21 protein-coding genes and 1 tRNA gene are annotated in these 19,967 nt (G+C 27.9%); 13 read left to right on the top strand and 9 right to left on the bottom strand.

Features of this window, described 5'->3' with window-relative positions; translation table 11 throughout:
- The first annotated feature begins 1 nt into the window (after position 1).
- Positions 2 to 77: transfer RNA gene (locus ACQY5W_RS08610), tRNA-Thr, on the top strand.
- A gap of 127 nt (positions 78 to 204) precedes the next feature.
- Here the strand turns inward: ACQY5W_RS08610 and hisIE are convergent.
- The 4 genes from hisIE to ACQY5W_RS08590 form a co-directional block, all read right to left on the bottom strand.
- Positions 205 to 885, bottom strand: a complete 681-nt coding sequence (gene hisIE, locus ACQY5W_RS08605; protein WP_428024549.1) for a bifunctional phosphoribosyl-AMP cyclohydrolase/phosphoribosyl-ATP diphosphatase HisIE — start codon at positions 883 to 885, stop codon at positions 205 to 207.
- A gap of 46 nt (positions 886 to 931) precedes the next feature.
- A complete protein-coding gene (locus ACQY5W_RS08600; protein ID WP_428024548.1) occupies positions 932 to 2,008 on the bottom strand; it encodes a prohibitin family protein in 1,077 nt (358 codons plus the stop codon).
- Positions 2,009 to 2,113: 105 nt separating this feature from the next.
- A complete protein-coding gene (locus ACQY5W_RS08595) occupies positions 2,114 to 3,034 on the bottom strand; it encodes a branched-chain amino acid transaminase (RefSeq protein ID WP_428024547.1) in 921 nt (306 codons plus the stop codon).
- A 173-nt stretch (positions 3,035 to 3,207) separates the two neighbouring features.
- Complete coding sequence (locus ACQY5W_RS08590; RefSeq protein WP_428024546.1) at positions 3,208 to 4,089, bottom strand: metal ABC transporter solute-binding protein, Zn/Mn family; 882 nt, start codon at positions 4,087 to 4,089, stop codon at positions 3,208 to 3,210.
- A gap of 152 nt (positions 4,090 to 4,241) precedes the next feature.
- Between ACQY5W_RS08590 and ACQY5W_RS08585 the strand changes: the two genes are divergently transcribed.
- The 3 genes from ACQY5W_RS08585 (at position 4,242) to ACQY5W_RS08575 (ending at position 9,439) form a co-directional block, all read left to right on the top strand.
- Positions 4,242 to 4,844, top strand: a complete 603-nt coding sequence (locus tag ACQY5W_RS08585) for a class I SAM-dependent methyltransferase (RefSeq protein WP_428024545.1) — start codon at positions 4,242 to 4,244, stop codon at positions 4,842 to 4,844.
- 78 nt (positions 4,845 to 4,922) lie between these two features.
- Entirely contained in the window at positions 4,923 to 8,396 is a 3,474-nt protein-coding gene (gene metH / locus ACQY5W_RS08580) for a methionine synthase (protein WP_428024544.1), read from the top strand.
- Positions 8,397 to 8,587: 191 nt separating this feature from the next.
- Entirely contained in the window at positions 8,588 to 9,439 is an 852-nt protein-coding gene (locus ACQY5W_RS08575; protein ID WP_428024543.1) for a DMT family transporter, read from the top strand.
- Between the two features lie 17 nt (positions 9,440 to 9,456).
- Here the strand turns inward: ACQY5W_RS08575 and ACQY5W_RS08570 are convergent, their stop codons facing one another.
- Positions 9,457 to 10,044 carry a DUF2238 domain-containing protein gene (locus ACQY5W_RS08570; RefSeq protein WP_428024542.1) on the bottom strand — a complete coding sequence of 196 codons (588 nt, stop codon included), beginning with the start codon at positions 10,042 to 10,044 and terminating at the stop codon, positions 9,457 to 9,459.
- Positions 10,045 to 10,098: 54 nt separating this feature from the next.
- On the opposite strand from ACQY5W_RS08570, the gene ACQY5W_RS08565 reads away from it, so the two are divergent.
- The 3 genes from ACQY5W_RS08565 (at position 10,099) to ACQY5W_RS08555 (ending at position 12,113) form a co-directional block, all read left to right on the top strand.
- A complete protein-coding gene (locus tag ACQY5W_RS08565) occupies positions 10,099 to 10,911 on the top strand; it encodes an AraC family transcriptional regulator (RefSeq protein WP_428024541.1) in 813 nt (270 codons plus the stop codon).
- A gap of 51 nt (positions 10,912 to 10,962) precedes the next feature.
- Complete coding sequence (locus tag ACQY5W_RS08560) at positions 10,963 to 11,562, top strand: LysE family translocator (protein WP_428024540.1); 600 nt, start codon at positions 10,963 to 10,965, stop codon at positions 11,560 to 11,562.
- 71 nt (positions 11,563 to 11,633) lie between these two features.
- A complete protein-coding gene (locus ACQY5W_RS08555) occupies positions 11,634 to 12,113 on the top strand; it encodes a hypothetical protein (RefSeq protein ID WP_428024539.1) in 480 nt (159 codons plus the stop codon).
- A gap of 1 nt (position 12,114) precedes the next feature.
- Here ACQY5W_RS08555 and ACQY5W_RS08550 read toward each other — a convergent pair whose 3' ends face one another.
- The 4 genes from ACQY5W_RS08550 to ACQY5W_RS08535 all read right to left on the bottom strand — a co-directional run bounded on the left by ACQY5W_RS08550 (position 12,115) and on the right by ACQY5W_RS08535 (position 14,675).
- Entirely contained in the window at positions 12,115 to 12,969 is an 855-nt protein-coding gene (locus tag ACQY5W_RS08550; RefSeq protein ID WP_428024538.1) for a hypothetical protein, read from the bottom strand.
- Positions 12,962 to 13,693 carry a tRNA (5-methylaminomethyl-2-thiouridine)(34)-methyltransferase MnmD gene (locus tag ACQY5W_RS08545; RefSeq protein ID WP_428024537.1) on the bottom strand — a complete coding sequence of 244 codons (732 nt, stop codon included), beginning with the start codon at positions 13,691 to 13,693 and terminating at the stop codon, positions 12,962 to 12,964. Before ACQY5W_RS08545 ends, ACQY5W_RS08550 begins: the two co-directional genes overlap by 8 nt.
- Before the next feature lie 43 nt (positions 13,694 to 13,736).
- Entirely contained in the window at positions 13,737 to 14,252 is a 516-nt protein-coding gene (gene luxS / locus ACQY5W_RS08540; protein ID WP_428024536.1) for an S-ribosylhomocysteine lyase, read from the bottom strand.
- 72 nt (positions 14,253 to 14,324) lie between these two features.
- Positions 14,325 to 14,675, bottom strand: coding sequence for a hypothetical protein (locus ACQY5W_RS08535; RefSeq protein ID WP_428024535.1), 351 nt, complete (start codon positions 14,673 to 14,675; stop codon positions 14,325 to 14,327).
- A gap of 154 nt (positions 14,676 to 14,829) precedes the next feature.
- Between ACQY5W_RS08535 and ACQY5W_RS08530 the strand changes: the two genes are divergently transcribed.
- From ACQY5W_RS08530 to ACQY5W_RS08505, 6 genes are all read left to right on the top strand, one after another.
- Positions 14,830 to 15,936: an MlaE family ABC transporter permease gene (locus ACQY5W_RS08530; RefSeq protein WP_428024534.1), complete on the top strand. Its 1,107-nt coding sequence runs from the start codon at positions 14,830 to 14,832 to the stop codon at positions 15,934 to 15,936.
- A complete protein-coding gene (locus tag ACQY5W_RS08525; RefSeq protein ID WP_428024533.1) occupies positions 15,936 to 16,670 on the top strand; it encodes an ABC transporter ATP-binding protein in 735 nt (244 codons plus the stop codon). Before ACQY5W_RS08530 ends, ACQY5W_RS08525 begins: the two co-directional genes overlap by 1 nt.
- Positions 16,671 to 17,609 (top strand): MlaD family protein, encoded by a 939-nt coding sequence (locus ACQY5W_RS08520; RefSeq protein ID WP_428024532.1) that lies wholly within the window; start codon positions 16,671 to 16,673, stop codon positions 17,607 to 17,609.
- Positions 17,596 to 18,192: an ABC-type transport auxiliary lipoprotein family protein gene (locus ACQY5W_RS08515; protein WP_428024531.1), complete on the top strand. Its 597-nt coding sequence runs from the start codon at positions 17,596 to 17,598 to the stop codon at positions 18,190 to 18,192. The genes ACQY5W_RS08520 and ACQY5W_RS08515 overlap by 14 nt, the downstream gene beginning before the upstream one ends.
- Before the next feature lie 32 nt (positions 18,193 to 18,224).
- Entirely contained in the window at positions 18,225 to 18,914 is a 690-nt protein-coding gene (gene sfsA, locus ACQY5W_RS08510) for a DNA/RNA nuclease SfsA (protein WP_428024530.1), read from the top strand.
- A 281-nt stretch (positions 18,915 to 19,195) separates the two neighbouring features.
- Complete coding sequence (locus tag ACQY5W_RS08505) at positions 19,196 to 19,957, top strand: hypothetical protein (RefSeq protein WP_428024529.1); 762 nt, start codon at positions 19,196 to 19,198, stop codon at positions 19,955 to 19,957.
- Positions 19,958 to 19,967 lie beyond the last annotated feature (10 nt).

The raw sequence follows: 19,967 nt of genomic DNA, 5'->3' as shown, positions 1-19,967 counted from the left end.
AGCTCGCATAGCTCCAATGGTAGAGCAGTCCCATGGTAAGGGAAAGGTTGTAGGTTCAACTCCTACTGTGAGCACCATTTATTTTTATTCATTTAGTTTGATTTGCTTTTTGCATAAAATTATAATTATTGTGAGAGTTGGTTTATTGTTATTTATGGGTTTAAGTTTTATTATTAAACTTTTTGTACGGAATAAAGAGTAATATTACTCTTCTATTCTTGAATTTTTTTCCTCAATTCCTGACATTCCAAATCTTCTTGTTAATTCTTGTTTAATTCTATCAGGAGATATATTTTTACTCGCTAATGCAACCATACAATGATAAACTAAGTCAGCTCCTTCATAAATCATTTCTTCTGTATCATTATCTTTTACAGCAAATGTAAATTCGCCTGCTTCTTCAACAATTTTTTTAAGCATTGAATTTTCTTTTCCATTTAAAAGTTTTGCAGTATATGATTTTTTTGGATCATCATTTTTTCTTTCACAAATCGTATGATATAAATTATCTAAAACCGAATAAGTTTCATTCATATTTACTTCAACATTACTGATAATAGTATCTGATTCTAAATTTGTGAAAAAGCATGATTTTCTTCCAGTATGGCATGCTACACCTTCTTGAATTACTTTAAGTAAAATTGTATCATTGTCACAATCAATTAAAATTTCTTGAACTTTTTGTGTATGACCGGATTCTTCACCTTTTTTCCATAGCCTTTGTTTACTTCGACTAAAGTAGTGAGCATATTTTGTTTTATGAGTTAATTCTAAGGCTTCTTTATTCATATAAGCAAGCATAAGAACTTCATTAGTATTATATTCTTGAGTTATAACTGGAACTAAGTCGTTCATTTTTTCCCAGTCAATTTTATCAATATTCATTGGAGTACCTTTGGAAGATTAAAGCAAGGGTAATCCTTGCTTTAAATTATTTATTTATCGAAGAATTAACAGCTTTATCTTTTGTATCTACCCAAATATTTGGAGTAGAACCACCAGGAGTTAAGAAGATTTTAGCATCTTTATTTTCTCTAAGTGCTTCATTAAATTTACCTTGAACTTCAATTTGTTGCATTTTAAGTAAATTTGGTGTTAAAGACTCAGCAATTACCTTATTTGCTGCAGCTTGAGCTTTAGCTTCAATTGTTACAGCATCTGCTCTACCTTTAGCTTCAATTCTGTTTGCTTCAGCATCACCAGCAGCTTTAGCAGCTCTTTTTTCAGCTTCTTGTTTAGTTCTTTGAACTTCATATTTTACTCTTTCAGATTCTTGATTAGCAATTTGAACTCTTTCAATTTGTTCTTTAATCTTAGGAGGAAGTACAATCTCTCTTAATTGAACTGATAAAAGAGAAACAGGTTTACCATCAAGTTTTTCAATGTTTGCTCTAATACCATCTTCAATTTTAATTGCTATTTCATTTCTTTTTGTTGGTAATTCTTCAGCTGTATATGTTCCAACAACATTTCTAACAATGTCTCTTACAACAGGATTTATAATCTTTTCTTCCCATGAAAGACCCCAGTTAGCAATAGTAGTTGGAGCTCCATCTGCTGTAAGTTTATATTGAACTGTTAATTCAATAGAAACAGGTAATCCCCTTGCATCAAGGATGTTAATTGCTGGATTAAGTTTAATCCCCGCATCAAAACCACCCATTTGTTCAACACTTGAATAGTTGATAAGTCTAACTTTTGTATCAATCACAATTACTTTTTGAATAATTGGAATATAAATATGAAATCCTGGATTTAATGGCATACTTTCATATTTTCCAGCAGTTACTTTAATACCTACTTGCCCAGATTCTATAATAACAAATGGTTTTAGTACAAATAGCATAACTACTATAAGTATAATTGCATAGATGAAACCTGCTTTTTTACCAAAATTTTTAAAAAATTCAGGAGCTTCAAAAGGTGGTTGATAACCACCACCTCCATTAGAACCCCCACCACTGTTCTTCTGTTGTCTATTTTTAAAATAATCATTATCTATTGGCATTAATATCCTTAAATATCTTTAAATTTTTTTGTTCCATTTTTTGAAACACAAAAGATAAAACTAAATAATTTTATCTTTTGTATCTCAACTAAGTAGAAAATCTACTTAGTTAATGTAAGTTAAATATTTAACATATTTCTCATTTTTACCTTGAACTATATCAAAATATCCACTTTGAAGTTTTTCAGTTATTGGACCTCTTTCACCAGCTCCAATAACTCTACAGTCAACTTCTCTTATAGGAGTTACTTCTACAGCAGTTCCAGTAAAAAATGCCTCATCAGCAATATAAATTTCTTCTCTTGTAATTCTTCTTCTTACAACTTCATAACCTAAGTCACGAGCTAAATCAATAACAGTTGCTTGAGTAATTGATTCTAATGAGTTATCATTTGGAGGAGTGATAATTACACCATCTCTAACGATGAAGAAACAAGCTCCTGATGCTTCTGCAATATAACCTTGATCATCTCTTAAAAGTGCTTCATCATATCCAGCTTCTACAGCTTCATATTTAGCCATTTGTGAGTTTAGGTAGTTTGCAACTGCTTTTGCTTTTCCCATACCTGATGTATTTGGAGTTCTCGTAAAAGATGAAATTTTAACTCTAACACCTTTTTTTAGTCCTTCTTCACCTAAATATGCACCCCATTCCCATGCTGAAACAGAAACATTAACTGGTGCATCTTTATGATATAATCCCATAACACCATAACCTAAATATACAAGAGGTCTAATATAAGCACCTTGTGTTAATTCATTTTTTTGTAATAATTCAACTTGTGCCTTATTTAATTCTTCTTCTGTAAATGGAACATCCATTAAAGTCATTTTAGAAGAGTTTAGCAATCTTTTTGTATGTTCTTTTAATTTAAAAATAGCACATCTTCCATCATGAGTTTTGTATGCTTTTGTTCCTTCAATTGCACCATTACCATAATGTAAAGTATGGCTTAGTACATGAACTTTAGCATCTTGCCAATCAACAAATTTACCATCCATCCAGATGTATTTTGCTTCTGTCATCCTATTTTTCCTATATTAAATTTTTGATAAATAGTCTATCGAAGTTTTGATTAAACAAAAGTGAATAAATAAGGTTATATATAAAAATAAGTAATACACAGAAGTAAGAAAATTTATAATGTTAAGTAATAAAATCTCTCTTTAAATATAAAAGAGAGATTTTTAAATAAATTTTATTTGTGATTTGAAATGGCTTCTGCCATTTGAATTAGGTTTTCAGACCAATTTGCAGCTAGAGGTGTTTGTTTTAATACTTTAATATTAAGCTGTTCAGCGATTGTCTTTGCACTTTTATCAGAAAATTCTAGTTGAGTAAAAATAGCTTTTACCTTTTCTTCTTTTGCTTCATTTATGATATTTTGAAGCATTTTAGGTTTTGGTTCTTTTCCTTCAACTTCAATTGGTAATTGTATTAATCCATACTCTTTTGCAAAATATCCCCAAGAAGGATGAAAAACCATAAATTTAGAATTTGCAGGTAAATTTAGAAATAGGGTTCTTATTTGTTTATCAGTTTTATTAATCTCATCTAAAAAATTCATATAGTTTGTTTTATAATATTCTTGATTTATTGGGTCATTTTTTATTAATGTATCGTAAATATTTTTTGCCATTATTTTTACATTTGATGGGCTAGTCCAAATATGTGGGTCTTTCTCTTCATGATGGTGATGTTCATGTTTTTCTTCATTAAGGGCTTCCATATTATGGTCTTTTTCACCATGAGAATGCTTTTGCATTGGAATTAATTCAATATTTTTTGTCATATCGACAAATTGCATATTTTTATTTTGTTCTTTAAATTTATTTAACCAATTATTTTCAAATTCTAAATTAATTGGAAAATATATTTGTGCTTTAGAAATAGCTTTCATTTGTGATGGTTTAGGTTCATAGGTATGAGGATCACTCCCTGGTTTAACCATAGTTGTTACAGTTACCTTTTCTCCACCGATTTTTTCAACAAATGTTTGTTGGGGTAAAATACTAACCACTATATTTGTTTTTGCATAGATAATATTTATCAAGACAAATAGTGTAAATATAAATTTCATTTTCTTTCCTATTGTTAATTTTGCAACTTAGTTGCATAAATGGAATAATATAACAGGAAATATTAAATGCGACTTAGTTGCATTTAAAGATTTATTGATATAATTTTAATTTAAAATATTGTACAAATAGCTAGATAAAAATGAGGGAAAGTATGAATCAACAAGAATTTTGGAATAGTAAGTTTTCTAGGGACGGATATTTGTATGGTTTAGAGGTAAATCAGTTTATAAAATATTGTTATGATAATTTTAAAAAAAGTCAAAAAGTATTATGTTTAGGAGAAGGAGAGGGGAGAAATGCAATTTTTCTTGCCAAAAAAGGTTATGAAGTTGAGGCTATTGACGCATCTGATGTTGGATTAAATAAACTTTATGAACAAAGTAAATTGGAAAATGTTGAAGTTAAAACTACATGTATAGATATAAATAATTGGGAACCTGAAAAAAAATATGGAGCTATACTGTTTACTTTTATGCACTTAAAAATTGAAGAGTTGAAAATATTGTTAAAAAAAGTAGAAAATTCACTTAAAGAGAAGGGTTTTTTTGTGGTGGAAGTTTTTTCAAAAAATCAAATTGAAAAAAATAGTGGTGGTCCAAAAGATTTAGAATTATTATATAGTGTTGATGATTTTAAAGATAATATTAAAGAGTTAAAAATACATAAACTAGAAGAGGTAATTGTAGAATTAAATGAAGGAACTGGTCATCAAGGTGAAGCTAGTGTAATAAGGCTAATAGCGCAAAAGATTTGATTTTAACAGGTATTTAACAAACTTTTTAGTACACTCTATCACTAAATATTGAAGAATAAATAAGAGATAATAAATATAATGAAAAATAAAATAGATGAAATAATTAAAAATAAAGTACTGATTATAGATGGAGCTATGGGAACACAGCTTCAAGCTTCAAAGGTAAAACCTGAAGCATGGAAGTATGATAACCAAGATTTAGAAGGGTGCAATGAACTTCTTAATGAAACTGCACCTGAGATTTTAGAAGGGATTCATGATGCCTATGCAAAAGCAGGTGCAAATTTAATCTCAACTAATACCTTTGGAACAATGCCATGGGTACTAGATGAGTATGGAATCTCTTCAAAAGCTTATGAATTATCTAAATTAGGTGCGCAACTTGTAAAAAAATCTTGTATCAAATATGAAACAGCTGATGAGCCTAGATTTTGTTTAGGTTCTATTGGACCTGGAACAAAGCTTCCATCACTAGGACATATTAGATATGATGAGATGTATGATGGGTATAAAGAAGTAGCAAATGGTTTAGCTGATGGTGGATGTGATATATTTTTACTTGAAACTTGTCAAGACCCACTTCAAATAAAAGCTGCTCTTCATGCTTTAAATGATACTCACCCAGAAATTCCTGTAATGGTATCTGTAACTATTGAATTATCTGGAACTATGTTAATAGGAACAGATGCTATGACAATAGCAGCTATAATGAGTCCTTTTAATATTTTATCTTTAGGATTTAACTGTGGTACTGGACCAAAACAAGTTCACAAGCACGTAAAAACATTAAGTGAAGTTTGTAAGTTTCCAATTTCAGTTCATGCAAATGCAGGACTTCCTCAAAATAAAGGTGGAGTTTCATATTATCCAATGGGACCTGAGGAGTTTACTGAACTACAAAGTAGTTTCTTAGATATAAATGGAGTATCATTTTTAGGTGGTTGTTGTGGTACAACACCTGAACATATTGAAGCTTTAGCCAATAAAGTAAGAGGTGTAAAACCAAAAGCACCAAGTGGCTTTTTAAAGGCTTCTTTGGCATCACTTTTTAATACAGTTCCTTTAAAGCAAGATCCAGCTCCTTTACTAATAGGTGAGAGAAGTAATGCTACTGGTTCAAAAGCTTTTAGAGAATTACTTAAAGATAATAATTATGAAGGAACATTATCTGTTGGGCAACAGCAAGTGCGAGCAGGAGCTCATATTATTGATGTAAGTGTTGGATTTGCTGGACGGGATGAAACAGGAGATATGGATAAGGTGGTTGAACTTTATTCTCAAAAAGTTTCACTTCCTTTGATGCCTGATTCTACGCAAATAAAGGCCTTAGAAGCAGCACTTAAACAAATAGGTGGAAGATGTATTATTAACTCTGTAAACCTTGAAGATGGGGAAGAGAAGTTTGATGCGGTGTGTAAACTTGCCAAAAAATTTGGTGCTGCACTTGTTTGTTTAGTTATTGATGAAGTAGGAATGGCAAAAACTAAAGAAGATAAAGTAAGAATTGCTGAGCGAATTTATGATTTATGTGTGAATAGACATGGATTTAATCCTGAAGACTTAGTTTTTGATATGCTTACTTTTACTATAGGAAGTGGAGATGATGAGTATAGAACAGCTGGTATTGAGACTATGGAAGCAATTAGAGAATTTCAAATACTTCATCCAGAAGTGGGAACTACATTAGGACTTTCAAATATCTCTTTTGGACTTGATACAAAAGCTAGAATTTATCTAAACTCTATTTATCTAGACCATTGTGTAAAAGCAGGACTTACAAGTGCCATTGTAAATGTTAAACATATTTTACCATTAAATAAAATCACAGAAGAAGACAGAAAGGCTTGTGATAATTTGATTTTCAATAATCAAGAAGATGGTGACCCTTTATTTAAATTTATTGACCATTTTTCAAATGTTGATGCTCAAGAAGACCAAAGTGATGAAGAGTATCAAAAATTAGAGCCAATAGATAAAGTAAAAAAACTTTTATTGGATGGGGACAAAGATAGACTTTTACCTTTAGTTGATGAGTTAAGACACAATGTAAATCCAGAAATCATAGTAAATGAGTGGTTAATTGATGGTATGAAAATCATAGGTGAACTTTTTGGTTCAGGTCAAATGCAGTTACCATTTGTACTTCAAAGTGCTGAAACTATGAAAGCAACAGTTGATGCTTTAAATCCATATTTACCAAAAGAAGAAAAAGCTAGTGAAACAGTACTTGTAATTGGAACAGTTAAAGGTGATGTTCATGATGTGGGTAAAAACTTGGTTGATATTATTTTAAGTAACAATGGATTTAAAGTAATAAATATAGGAATAAAAGCTGATATTAATGATTTTATTATAGCTGTTCAAGAACATAAAGCACAGGCTATTGGTATGAGTGGATTACTTGTAAAATCAACAGCAGTTATGAAAGATAATCTTGAAGAACTTAAAAGACAAGGTATTGATATACCTGTACTTTTAGGAGGAGCAGCACTTACTAAATCATTTGTAAATGAGTATTGCAGACCTTTATATGATGGTCCAATATTTTATTGTAGAGATGCCTTTGATGGAGTTGTATCTATGCAAAGAATTGAGTCTGGAGATTCACTTAATACACAACTTGCCGCTGATTTGATAAAAGATGAAGATGATATTAAAAAAGAGAAAAAAGAGGTGCTTATTCCTCCATATGAGCAAATAGAACTACCTCCAAAAGCTGATTTTACATTTCCACCACTTTGGGGAAGAGTTACTCAAAATAAAGCTTTATTAAATAAAGATTTGATTTTTTCTTGGATAAATCATAGGGTTTTATTTAGACAAAGATGGGGATATAAAAAAGGTGCAATGAAAGCAGATGAGTTTTTAGAGCATGAAGAAAATGTGGTAAAACCGTTATATGAAAAATATAAAGAAGAGTTTTTTGAAAAAAATATTTTTGATCCAATTGCTATTTATGGTTATTATCCTTGTATTTCCCATGACAATAAACTTTATATTTTTGACGAAGAGTATGCCTTTCATAGTTTAAAAGAGGCACAAAACGTACCTCCTTTGGAAAAGGCTATAAAAGTATTTGAGTTCCCAAGACAAACAAAAGCACCACATAGATGTATAGCTGATTTTTTTGCAAATGATAGATTGGATGTGGTTGCCTTTACACTTGCTAGTTCAGGTTTGAAATTGACATCTTATGAAAATGAACTTTATCAAAATAGTGAGTTTTCAAAATATCATCAAATTCATGGTTTGGGAGTTGAACTTGCAGAAGCTTTAGCTGAGGTAATTCATAAGCAAATAAGACTTGACCTTGATATAGTTCAAAAAGAAGGACATACTTTAAATGATGTTCAAATGAAACAGTATGTAGGGTGTAGATACTCTCCTGGATATGCTGCTTGTCCTGATTTGGAACAAAGTAGGGATATATTTGATTTATTAAAGCCTGAAGAGTTTGGAATAACTTTAAGTGAAACTTTCCAAATAGATCCAGAACAATCAACTTGTGCTATAGTGGTGCCACATCATAAAGCTAACTACTACAATATTTAGAAAGAAATAGCCACTTTTGGCTAATTTCTGCGTTGAAGTTGAAAATTTATAAACTCACTTACTTATAGTAAGCTCCTTCATAAATTTACAACTCCGCCTTGAACTAAACCAAAATTGACTATTTCAAGTTTTAATTATGAGTGGTCTCTTTTAGTTTTTTACGAAATTGAAATTTAAACAATCGAGAATATATGAACAACAATACAAAAGGTATATTAATAACTGCTTTGGGTGTTTTGATAATGAGTTTTGAGTCTTTATTTATAAAGCTAACTTCCATTTCACCTTTTACTTTTTCTTTTTATCTTGGAATATGTATGTTTCTATCTATGATGATAACATTATTAATAAAACAAAGGGATATTGTAAGAGAAGTTACAAAAACATCTTTTTATATTTTTATTTTATGCGGAATATTAATGGGTAGTGCAAATATATTTTTTATTTGGGCTATAAAAAGTACAACAGCTGCAAATGTTGTGCTTATCATAGGTACAGGAGCTTTATTTACATCTTTTTTCTCTTATTTATTTTATAAAGAAAGAATAAAAATAAATGTTCTTATTGCATCATTTTTTATGATTATTGGTCTTCTTATAATTTTTAATGATAAGATAGGAGTAGGTAGTTTAAAGGGTAATCTTTTAGCCCTTTTATGCACAATGACGTTTTCTTTATCTTTTGTTTTTATGGCAAAACATACAAAAATAAACCGAATAGCATTGACAGCTATGACTGGAATGGCATTAGCAATAATAGCATATTTTGTAAGTGATACTATAAGAATAGATTTTTATAATCTAAGTGTTGTAGCTGTAATGGGATTGATAATTACACCATTCTCAAGGGTTTTGATATTTAATGGTACAAAATTTATAAATGCAAGTGAAGTAAGTCTTTTATTAATTATTGAAACAGTTATGGGACCTATTTGGGTTTGGATGATTTTAAAAGAAGTACCAAGTTCTTATACTTTTGTAGGTGGGAGTATTATTTTATTGACTTTGATAGTAAACTCAATGTACATCATGAAAAAAGAATAGCCACTTTTGGCTGATTCTTACTTATATAACTGTTTATCGTGATATTTGCTTAAAGTTAATAAAGCAACAAAACTTCCTAAAAGTGCAAAGCCCATATCACTTTGGGTATCCCAAATGTAGCCTTGCGTTCCTAAAAATGCAGTGGCATCTGTCCCACTTAATAAAGCAACCCACCACTCTATAAGTTCATAAAAAGCAGAAAATGCTAGACAGAAACAGATTATAAAAAAGTTTCTCCATTTTGGAAATGTAATTATATTTTTTCGTATAAGTATTTCTCTTGCAATTATTGCAGGAATAAAACCTTGAGCAAAATGGCCTACTTTGTCATAGTTATTTCTACTTTGATTTAGTAGTTCTTTAATAGTGTCAAATAAAGGAACTTCAGCATAAGTATAGTGACCGCCTACCATTAAGATAACAGAGTGAATAAGTATAAGAGTATAAGTAAGTGGTGTCAATCTAAAAGATTTGTAAGTATAAGCAAGGATTAAAAAACCTAAAATTGCAGGAAATACTTCTAAAGCCCAAGTAAATTGATCTTTTGGGTTTATTCCTGACCAAATAAAAATAGTAATAAAAATAAGAAGCCATAAATATTTCATAAAGTATTATATCTAATTAACCTATTTATTTTATACATTTAAATATAATTACACATGAAAAAAACATTTACAAAAATATTTAAAGATAAAAAATTACCTTTTTTAGAACTTCGATATTCTAACTCAAATAAGCACTATAAAAAACATTTTCACGATACTTTTTCCCTTGGTATAAATGAACAAGGGCTTAGTGTTTATACTAACAACGATAAAGTTTATACCTTAGATGATAGTAGTGGTCTAAGCATTGTAAATCCGTATGCTGTTCACTCTTGTAATTCTTGTACTGAGGTATTAAATATATATTATATGCTGTATTTAGATATCGCTTGGTGTAGAGATATTCAAAAAAGTATTGATGATAGGGTTAGTGATTTTGTAAATATACCTGTGGATATTTTAGATGATAAAGCTTTTTATAATGAGTACTTAAGTCTATGTAAATTTCTTTTCTCGGATAATCATATTTTAGATAAGGAAGATGTTTTAATTGATTTTTTTATAAGATTTTTTTCTCTTTTTTTAGATAAAAGTGAAGTACCAACTATAAATAAAGAGTATGATGAAATAGTTTTATTTTTACAGAAAAATTATAAAGAAAATATTTCAATTGAAGAGTTATCAAAAATTTTTAATTTAAATCCTTATTATATAATTAGGCTTTTCAAATCCAAAATAAACTTAACACCTCATGCCTTTTTAATAAATCTAAAAATAAATAGAGCTAAAGAGTTATTACAAGAGGGAACTTCTATAGTTGATACGGCTTTAGAGTGTGGTTTTTTTGATCAAAGCCATTTTCATAAAAATTTTGTCAAAATAGTTGCAACAACACCAAAAGAGTATAGACTCAATTTTGTACAATAAATTATTTTAAAAAAAATATATACTTTTTCTAAATTTTATTTAGGAAAATATATGAGTTTTGCAATTTTTTTGACAATGTTTTCTTTTTCTTTGGTGATGTCTATTTCTCCTGGTCCTGTTAATATGATGATAATAACTTCAAGTATAAACAATGGATTTGCTAGAACATTTAGTTTTATATCAGGTGCAACTATTGGATTTATTCTTTTGTTGTTAGCTATTGGTTTTGGTCTGTCTAAGATAATAAATCTTTATCCAGATATTTTATTATATGTCGAAGTTTTTGGATTTACATTTATTATGTATATGGGATATAAGATTTTAACTTCAAAACCAAGTTTATCAATAAACAAATCCGATAATGTAAATTTAAAATTTTATGAAGGGTTTTTACTTCAATGGCTAAATCCTAAGGCATGGATTGCTTGTATTTCAGTTGTATCTATGTATTCATCTCAAGAGTTGTTTGCTATTTTTGTAATTATATATTTTGTTGTTTGTTATTTGTCACTGTCATTTTGGGGTCTTATTGGAAGTAAAGTTACAAAAATATTTGATACGGATTTTAAATTACGTATGTTTAATATTATTATGGGAGCTATTCTTATACTTTGTGCTTTATCAATGATTTTTGTAAATCTTTTTTCATAAGTAAATAATTTAAATAGGTATTAGTAAATTTTAGATAAAATCAACGGCATATATAATCATTAGGAATAAACTTGTTAGAAAAAATTTTAAATTTTTGTTTTAGTACTTCTAAGCAACCGGTTTTATTAAAAGATTTATTAGTAGCAAATGTTCAGCATAATGAAAAAATGCATGTTGATGCAGCAAAATTGGGATTTAGACTTAGTATTGGAAAAGCATATATTGTATATATTATGCTTGTTTCTATTTTTGTAATTCCATTAGCTTTAGTTGCGCATACTCTTTTTGCAAAAATTGATGCCCATGCTTCAATTTTAGTTTCTATTATATTTACAGCGATTATTTTTATTTGGTTCAACTTTTTTAGAATCTGGATAAAAGATAAAATGGCAAATAAAGTTATACGAAAAGCATGGGAGATACATTTCCCTTATTTCCCATATGATGAATATAGATTTAAAATCGAAGAGATTTTTCATAGGGCAATGAAAGATGAAATCCCTAAAAAAGATTTAGAGAGATATATACTAGATAATTTAGTTCAAAGCTAAATTATCTTAAATTGATTTCATAATGAATCATCATAAACTCAATAATTGAGTTTACAAAATCTTTTGCAAATTTTTGTCTATTTGTTTGGGTGTCTCTAAATCCTAGTCTAGGTAATTCAACTTGAACAGCATTTATGTTTTCTTCATTAAAAGAGCCATATTTTTTTGTATTGTATGCTCCTTTAAAATATTTATCATCTAAGGCATAAGGAATATTTTTACTTGGAATAGTTTTATACCCTTTTTTTGACATTATTCCAGAAAAACTGCTTTCACCTTTTAGTTGTTCAATAAAAGTTTTTTTAGAAGTTAAAGATAGGTTTTTTATACTTGATGATTTTTGGAATTTTGCTATTTCATTATCTGAAAGTTTTAAAATATCATTACTTAATAAATATCCAAATTCAATATAACTATTTGGATGAGAGTGACCATGTAGGTCAATAAATAAACCTTTTCCAAATTTTTGATTTATTTCTTTTATAAAATTCTCAATAGTAAAATGATAAGTATTATAAATATTTATTGCTGTTTCATTTTCTTGTGTAGCTTCTTTTATTTCTCTATTTACATCTAGTTTTTTTCTGCTTAATTCTAAAATTATTATATAGGGATATTTGCCTGTTTGATTAAAAAATTCCAAGGCAATATCTTGTACCAAAAGGTCTGTATATTTATCTCTACCTTTTTTCCCATATGTTCTATTTGGAATATGCTCAGGTTTTAAATCTCCCCCATGGGGTGCAGAGATAATAATTGGTATGTTACCTTGTAAATATTTAATATAGTTGAAGTTTTTATACTCAAAGTTTGCATTTAAAATAAATGGAATAAAAAGAAATAATAATCTAATCATAAAATGCTTTAGCTTCTTTATTTCTACTTTTTTTTAATTCCATATCTATATATTTTGCTTCTATATCTTTTTTACTTTTTAGTGCAATTGTCTGTTTTCTATTTCCACTTGGATTTATTTCATATATGAAAAAGCCTGCTTCATACATGGATAATCTAACATTTGTAGAGATAGAATAGGTTGTCATAACTGCATCACTTTTACAAAGTTTAAAAATATCTTGAAAATATTCTACACTCCATAACTCTTTATTTACTTCACTAGAAAAGGCATCTTGAAATATAATATCTATATGCTCTAAGGTTTTAATATATTCTCTAGCATCACCTATAAAAACATTGATTTTGATTTTTTCATCTTCATAGGAAAAATTTTTTGCAATAGAGTCAATGATATGTTTTATTTTTTCAAACTCTTTTGGGAAATCAAATTTATCTAAACTCTTTATTAACTCTTCATCTAATTCAGGAGAATAAATCTCTAAGCAGATATCTAAATTATTTTCTAAAATATAATAAATAGTAGAAAAAGTGTTATACCCAATGCCAAAACAAATATCCAAAATCTTTAGATTTTTTGAATCTTTTTTTAATGAAAGTGCTGGAATAACATGTTTGTTTAAAGACTCTTTTATAGCGCCTGTTTTTAAGTCGTGAAAGTGTTGATTGTATTTAGTGGAAAATAGAGTATTTGAGCCATCTATTGTTTGGATTGGTTTATTCATGTGGATTTTAAGAGATATAAAAATATCTCTTAATTTTACTTTCTTAGTTTCCTAAAGATGCTAGTTTATCATCAGATAAATAAAGCTCTTCATTTGACATTACTCCAATTTTGTGAGATAAGATATCTCTTGCTATATCTTTTGCTTCTTCTAGTGAGTGCATATTACAAGTTCCGCATTGGTAAATATTTAATTCTGGGATATCTTCTTGTTTTGCAACATTTAAAACGTCTTTCATAGCAGCTTCCCAAGCATCAGCAACTGTTTCTTCTTTTGGATTTCCAAGTAAACTCATATAAAAACCAGTTCTACAACCCATTGGAGAAACATCAATAATTTCAACAGTAGGAGAGTTTAAATGTTCTCTAATGAAACCAGCAAAAAGGTGCTCTAATGTATGAATACCTTTTTCTCCCATCATTGCTTTATTTGGTGCATAAAATCTTAAATCAAATACAGTAATAATATCACCTGATGGTGACTTCATTGTTTTTGCAACTCTAACAGCAGGTGCTGGCATAATTGTATGGTCAACTTTAAAACTATCTAATAATGGCATATAAAATCCTTCAAATTTGTTATAAAAGGGATTTTAACTTAAAGTTAATAAATTGATGATTATATATAATAATTAGTAAAGATTTTCTCTAACCATTTTTTTAAAAGCTTTCATATGAACTTTTAGCATATTTGGTATGATATCTTCTTTACAAGCATGAACTATATTTGCAAACTCTGGTTTAGAATAAATTGTTGCTCTATCTCGAGCAAGAAGTATTAGTCTATTCATATCATCATCTAATATGATATCTTCTCTATCTGTTATGCCATCATATACATAAAAAAACATTTTTCGCTCTTCGCTTGACATTTGGCAAGAGTCATCGAGCATCTTAAGTGCTAACTTTCCTGCATACTCTATTTCAATAGGTGTAAACTCATATGTATATGCCCAATCATAAGCTTTTTTAAGTATGTCCATTTCTTTTCCTTTTTCTATACAATGCAAGATTTGTACCTTAAAAAGCTTCATATCTTGGATAAAAATTTTCAATGTAACCATAAAATTTCTTTTTTATATTAAAATTTAAATATAATATATGTAGTTAGTATTAATAAAGGAATAATTAGTTGTTATGGAAGATTATAATTTTAAATTAAATAAATTTGATAATAATACTTTTGAACTTTTATTAATAAATAGTTGGAAAAAAGAGACCCTTTTAAAAGATATAAAAGCTTTAGAAAAAACTAATTTATCTAAGAATTCACAATTAATTGTTGATTTTGAAGCTTTAAAAGAGTGTGACTCTTGCTCAATTATATATTTAATCTCTTTTTTTAAAACTTTTCAAAATGTAACCATAAAAAATCTAAACACATATGAAAAAATTTATAAATTTTATGAGAAACATTACCAAGATAATAATTTCAAACTTGAAGAAAAAAGTCATTTTGTTGAGGATATTGGAAAAAAAACCTATGAATTATATTTATCAAGTATAAATTTTATAGAGTTTGTTGGTAAAGTGGTTTATTTTTTTATCTATTCATTAATGAATCCCCGAAAAATGAGATTAAAAGCTATGTTCAAGTATATTGATACATCTGCTGTAAATGCTTTATTTATAGTAGGTATTACCTCTTTTTTAATTGGGGTAGTAATTGCTTATCAAGGTTCAGTCCAACTTGAAAAATTTGGTGCAAATATTTTTATAGTTGAAATGGTTTCTATTACAATGTTTAGAGAGATTTCTCCTTTGGTTACAGCTATTGTAATAGCAGGAAGAAGTGCAAGTTCTTATACAGCTGAAATAGGTGCTATGAAAATAACAGAAGAAATTGATGCTATGCGTACTATGAATTTTGAACCAACGCTATTTTTAACACTTCCTCGTATTTTTGCTCTTGTTATATCCTTGCCTTTATTGGTCTTTTTTTCTGATGTTATTGGTATATTTGGAGGAATGGTTATTTCGTATATTGATTTAAATATCTCTTTTTGGGAGTTTATAAATAGGCTTGGGCAAGAGATTCCTTTAAAACATTTTGTAATAGGGATATCAAAATCAGTATTTTTTGGAATAGCCATAGCTTTAATAGGTTGTTATAGAGGTTTTCAAGTACAAAATAACACCACAAGTATAGGTAAATATACTACTATAAGTGTGGTAAATGCTATTTTTGTTGTAATAGCATTAAATGCTATATTTTCAGTAATCTTTACGGAGATTGGAATATAATGGAAATAATAAGAGTAGATAATTTATCAACAAGATTTGGAGATAATATAGTCCATGATAATATCTCTTTTTCAATAAAAGAAAAAGAGATATTTGGAATAATTGGTGGAAGTGGTGCTGGTAAATCTGTACTTGTAAAACAAATAGTTATGTTAAATAAGATTCAAAAAGGAAGTATTAAAATTTTTGGTAAAGAGGTATCCACTTTATCTTTGCAAGATAGCCAAAATATTAAACAACAGTTTGCTTATCTTTTTCAGTTTGGGGCATTGTATTCATTTTTGAATGTTATAGAAAATATAAGTGTGATGTTAAATGAATATACAGATTTACCAAAAGATTTGATTGAAAAAATAGCATATACAAATTTAGAAATAGTAGGTCTTCCAAAAAGTAGTGCTTTATTATATCCTTCAGAGTTAAGTGGAGGTATGAAAAAAAGAGTTGCATTGGCAAGAGCTATTGCTATGCAACCTAAGATATTATTTTTGGATGAACCAACAAGTGGATTGGATCCTGCAAGTACTGAAAAGATAAATGAATTGATAATTTATTTAAGGGATATATTAAATATGACAATTGTAATAATAACCCATGATTTAGGAACAATAAAAACAGTTTTAGATAGATTTATAATACTTAAAAAAGAAATCATTTTTGATGGAAATATCGAAGATGCTCTTAAATCAGATAATGAATTTACAAAAGAATTATTAAGACGAAAGGAAGACTAAATGGATACCAAAATTAACTTTTTTAAAATAGGACTTTTTATATTGGTTTTCAGTGCACTTATTTTAGGTGTTATTTTTTGGTTGGGTAAATATGGATTTGAAGATAAAAAATTTGATAAATATACAATTTATTTTAAAGAATCAATTTCGGGATTAAATATTGGTTCAACGGTTAAATATAGAGGATATGAAGTAGGAAATGTAGAAGAGATAAAAATCAATCAAAATAATTCAGAAGAGATAGAACTTGATATTTTAATTAAAAAAGGAACACCAATAAAAGATGATATTTACGCTGTATTGGGAAATCTTGGAATTACAGGATTAAAGTATATTGAGTTAAAGGGTGGAAGTCATGCTTCAGAGCTTTTAAAACCTAATGATGCAGGAAAAATGGTTATTCCTTCACATACCTCTATGTTGGCTTCTTTGGAAGATTCAACAGCTGATATTACAAGTGAATTGGTTTTGGTTTTAGGGCAAATAAAAAAAGTGCTTAGTGAAGAAAATATAAAAAACTTTTCTCAAACTATGGTTAATACAAAAAAAAGTATGGAAAATATTGCAGAAGTTTCTGCAAATTTAAAAAAGAATCAAAAACTTATTGATGAATTATTTATAAATATGAACAATTTTGCGAAAACAGGTAGTGCATCTTTTGATTCTATGAATTCATCTGCAATATCTGTAAAAACGTCTGCTGCAAAATTTCAAGAATTATCTCAAAAGCTTTTAGAAAATATTGAAAATGGTTCTTTTAATATAAAAGATTTATCTCAAGAGAGTTTTGATAAGTTAAATGTAGTTTTGGATAGTTTAGAAAATAGTTTAGAAAAAAGTCAAGAATTAATTGATAATTTAAATCAAAGTCCAAGTGATATTTTATTTAAGCAAAAAAATATCAAATATGGACCAGGAGAATTAAATGATAAAAACTAATATAAAGTTACTTCTTTTTTTGTTTGTGGCAATAGTATTTAGTGGATGTGCTTTTAAGCAGACAATCGTCGAAGTAAATCATTATGCTATTGAGTATAAAACAGATAAAAGTTCTTATCAAAATAGCTTAAAATCTATATATGTAGAAGTTCCAACTGTAAATAAAAGTTTTAATACAAATGCAATACTATATAGTCAAAAACCTTATTTATTTGAGCAATATGCAAAAAATAGATGGATAAATTTGCCAAGTAATATGATACATAACTATTTAGTTCAATCATTAGAAAATAGTAATATTTTTAAAGCTGTATTACAAAAAAGCTCAAGTATAGAGTTTGACTATACTTTAAAATCAAATATCACTAATCTTTACCATAGTTTTGAAGGAAAAGACTCTTTTGCTATTTTAAAAGTAAAGTTTGATTTGATATCAAAAAAAGAACTTCTAAAAACATATAGTTATGATAAAAAGATTTTATGTGAGACAAACTCTCCATATGGCTTTGTTATTGCAGTAAACAAAGCTTTTGAAGAGATATCTAAAAATCTGACTTTGGAACTTAGTAAAGAAATCAAATAAAATTTTTTAATAGAAAATTTTGAAGGAAGAGTATGAAATTTGATAAACTTTATACTGCTAGGTTAGTAAAAAGATATAAAAGATTTTTGGCTGATGTAGTTTTAGAAAATGGTGAAGAGGTAACTGCACATGTACCAAATAGTGGTGCAATGACTTCTTGTATAGAACCAAATTGTGAAGTTTGGGTTAGTTTCCATGATAATCCCAAAAGAAAATTAAAATATACATTAGAGCTTACTAAAATGGATGATGTTCTTATTTGTACAAATACAGGTGTTGCAAATAAGATTGCCATAGAAGCAATAGAAAATGGAACAATAAAAGAGCTTCAAGGCTATAGTTCCCTAAAACCAGAACAAAAATATGGAGTAAATTCTAGGATAGATATTTTATTAGAAAGTGAAGATGAAAAATGTTATGTAGAAATAAAAAGTGTAAGCCTAAAATCTGGTAACCATTTGGCATTTCCTGATGCTGTTACTACAAGAGGAAAAAAACATCTAGACGAACTTGTATCAATGGTAAAACAAGGACATAGAGCCGTTATGTTGTATATAATTCAACGTACTGATAAATTGCCATTTAAAATAGCAGATGAAATAGATAAAAAATATAATGATGCTTTGATTGAAGCAAGAAAAAAAGGTGTAGAAGTTTTAGTTTATCAATCAGAGATTTCAAAAGAAGAAATAAAAATCAAAAATAAAGTAGCTTTTAATTAGGCAAAAAAAAAGAGGCTTCGCGGACCTCTTTTTTCCTTTTAGGAGAACAAATGAAGACGTTCGTATTCGTCTTGTAAGAAAATTATAACAAGTGATAATAAATGAATAAACAATCAAAGGTTAATGGAAAGATAACTGGTGTTAAAGTTTTAAAATTTTATATCCTTGAATAATTTTATTTTATAAAAGCCCAAAATTAGCTTCATAAATGATAAATGTTGTATTATTAATTTGATTATTTTAGTGTAAAATAGAAAAGATTTTTTATATAGGATAATTAAATGAATTATAGAAAAAGTGAATATTTAGAACTTCCACATGGGAATACTATAATTTGGAGGTATATGAATCATAGTAAACTACAACGAATGATAAATGATTCTTCAATATATTTTGCAAATGCAAATATATTAACTGATAAATATGAAGTTTCAATACCAGCATCTACTTATAAGAATCAAAAAAAGTTATTAGAAAAATCAGGTTTTAAGGGGAGAGAACTAGAAGAAGAATTATTTCGATTTTATTGGGAGACTAATCCAATGAAAAATTTAGTTTTAATTAATTGTTGGTCAGTTAATCCTTTTGAATCTTATGCGTTGTGGAAAATATATTTAGGTGGAGAAAAAAATGGTATAGCGATAAAAAGTACAGTTTCTAAATTAAGAAAAGCTATAGAAAAAGGGAAGGATAATTATCCAGAAGATTTTTTTATTTCAAAAGTTAAATATAAAAAGCATTTAAATAGTGATGAATTAAGTAGATTCACTGTTATTTCTACAAAAAAACCTTTTTATGATTTTGAAAAAGAATTAAGAATATTTATTTTAAATTATCCTCGTTCTGAAGGAGGTACTAATCCTCCATATGATTTATCTAAAGGAAGAAATGTTAGAGTAGATTTAGATATATTAGTTCATGAAATTTATATTTCTCCTTTTTCAGATACTAAATATAAAGAAGAAATTAGAAAACTTTTTAGTAATAAAAATTTTATTAATGAAAGATTTATTATTAAAGAATCAGAGATTAGAGATATATAACTTATAGAAA

Origin of the sequence: Arcobacter sp., assembly GCF_050300555.1 — a bacterium.
GTDB lineage: Bacteria > Campylobacterota > Campylobacteria > Campylobacterales > Arcobacteraceae > Arcobacter.
Note: the sequence above shows the minus strand (reverse complement) of the source record. Positions and strands in the feature narration are given on the sequence as shown.

What these genes read in the sequence shown, in the direction of transcription:
- hisIE (WP_428024549.1), bottom strand. Translation starts at nt 885, where the DNA reads ATGAATATTGATAAAATTGACTGGGAAAAAATGAACGACTTAGTTCCA.
- ACQY5W_RS08600 (WP_428024548.1), bottom strand. Translation starts at nt 2,008, where the DNA reads ATGCCAATAGATAATGATTATTTTAAAAATAGACAACAGAAGAACAGT.
- ACQY5W_RS08595 (WP_428024547.1), bottom strand. Translation starts at nt 3,034, where the DNA reads ATGACAGAAGCAAAATACATCTGGATGGATGGTAAATTTGTTGATTGG.
- ACQY5W_RS08590 (WP_428024546.1), bottom strand. Translation starts at nt 4,089, where the DNA reads ATGAAATTTATATTTACACTATTTGTCTTGATAAATATTATCTATGCA.
- ACQY5W_RS08585 (WP_428024545.1), top strand. Translation starts at nt 4,242, where the DNA reads ATGAATCAACAAGAATTTTGGAATAGTAAGTTTTCTAGGGACGGATAT.
- metH (WP_428024544.1), top strand. Translation starts at nt 4,923, where the DNA reads ATGAAAAATAAAATAGATGAAATAATTAAAAATAAAGTACTGATTATA.
- ACQY5W_RS08575 (WP_428024543.1), top strand. Translation starts at nt 8,588, where the DNA reads ATGAACAACAATACAAAAGGTATATTAATAACTGCTTTGGGTGTTTTG.
- ACQY5W_RS08570 (WP_428024542.1), bottom strand. Translation starts at nt 10,044, where the DNA reads ATGAAATATTTATGGCTTCTTATTTTTATTACTATTTTTATTTGGTCA.
- ACQY5W_RS08565 (WP_428024541.1), top strand. Translation starts at nt 10,099, where the DNA reads ATGAAAAAAACATTTACAAAAATATTTAAAGATAAAAAATTACCTTTT.
- ACQY5W_RS08560 (WP_428024540.1), top strand. Translation starts at nt 10,963, where the DNA reads ATGAGTTTTGCAATTTTTTTGACAATGTTTTCTTTTTCTTTGGTGATG.
- ACQY5W_RS08550 (WP_428024538.1), bottom strand. Translation starts at nt 12,969, where the DNA reads ATGATTAGATTATTATTTCTTTTTATTCCATTTATTTTAAATGCAAAC.
- ACQY5W_RS08545 (WP_428024537.1), bottom strand. Translation starts at nt 13,693, where the DNA reads ATGAATAAACCAATCCAAACAATAGATGGCTCAAATACTCTATTTTCC.
- luxS (WP_428024536.1), bottom strand. Translation starts at nt 14,252, where the DNA reads ATGCCATTATTAGATAGTTTTAAAGTTGACCATACAATTATGCCAGCA.
- ACQY5W_RS08535 (WP_428024535.1), bottom strand. Translation starts at nt 14,675, where the DNA reads ATGGACATACTTAAAAAAGCTTATGATTGGGCATATACATATGAGTTT.
- ACQY5W_RS08530 (WP_428024534.1), top strand. Translation starts at nt 14,830, where the DNA reads ATGGAAGATTATAATTTTAAATTAAATAAATTTGATAATAATACTTTT.
- ACQY5W_RS08525 (WP_428024533.1), top strand. Translation starts at nt 15,936, where the DNA reads ATGGAAATAATAAGAGTAGATAATTTATCAACAAGATTTGGAGATAAT.
- ACQY5W_RS08520 (WP_428024532.1), top strand. Translation starts at nt 16,671, where the DNA reads ATGGATACCAAAATTAACTTTTTTAAAATAGGACTTTTTATATTGGTT.
- ACQY5W_RS08515 (WP_428024531.1), top strand. Translation starts at nt 17,596, where the DNA reads ATGATAAAAACTAATATAAAGTTACTTCTTTTTTTGTTTGTGGCAATA.
- sfsA (WP_428024530.1), top strand. Translation starts at nt 18,225, where the DNA reads ATGAAATTTGATAAACTTTATACTGCTAGGTTAGTAAAAAGATATAAA.
- ACQY5W_RS08505 (WP_428024529.1), top strand. Translation starts at nt 19,196, where the DNA reads ATGAATTATAGAAAAAGTGAATATTTAGAACTTCCACATGGGAATACT.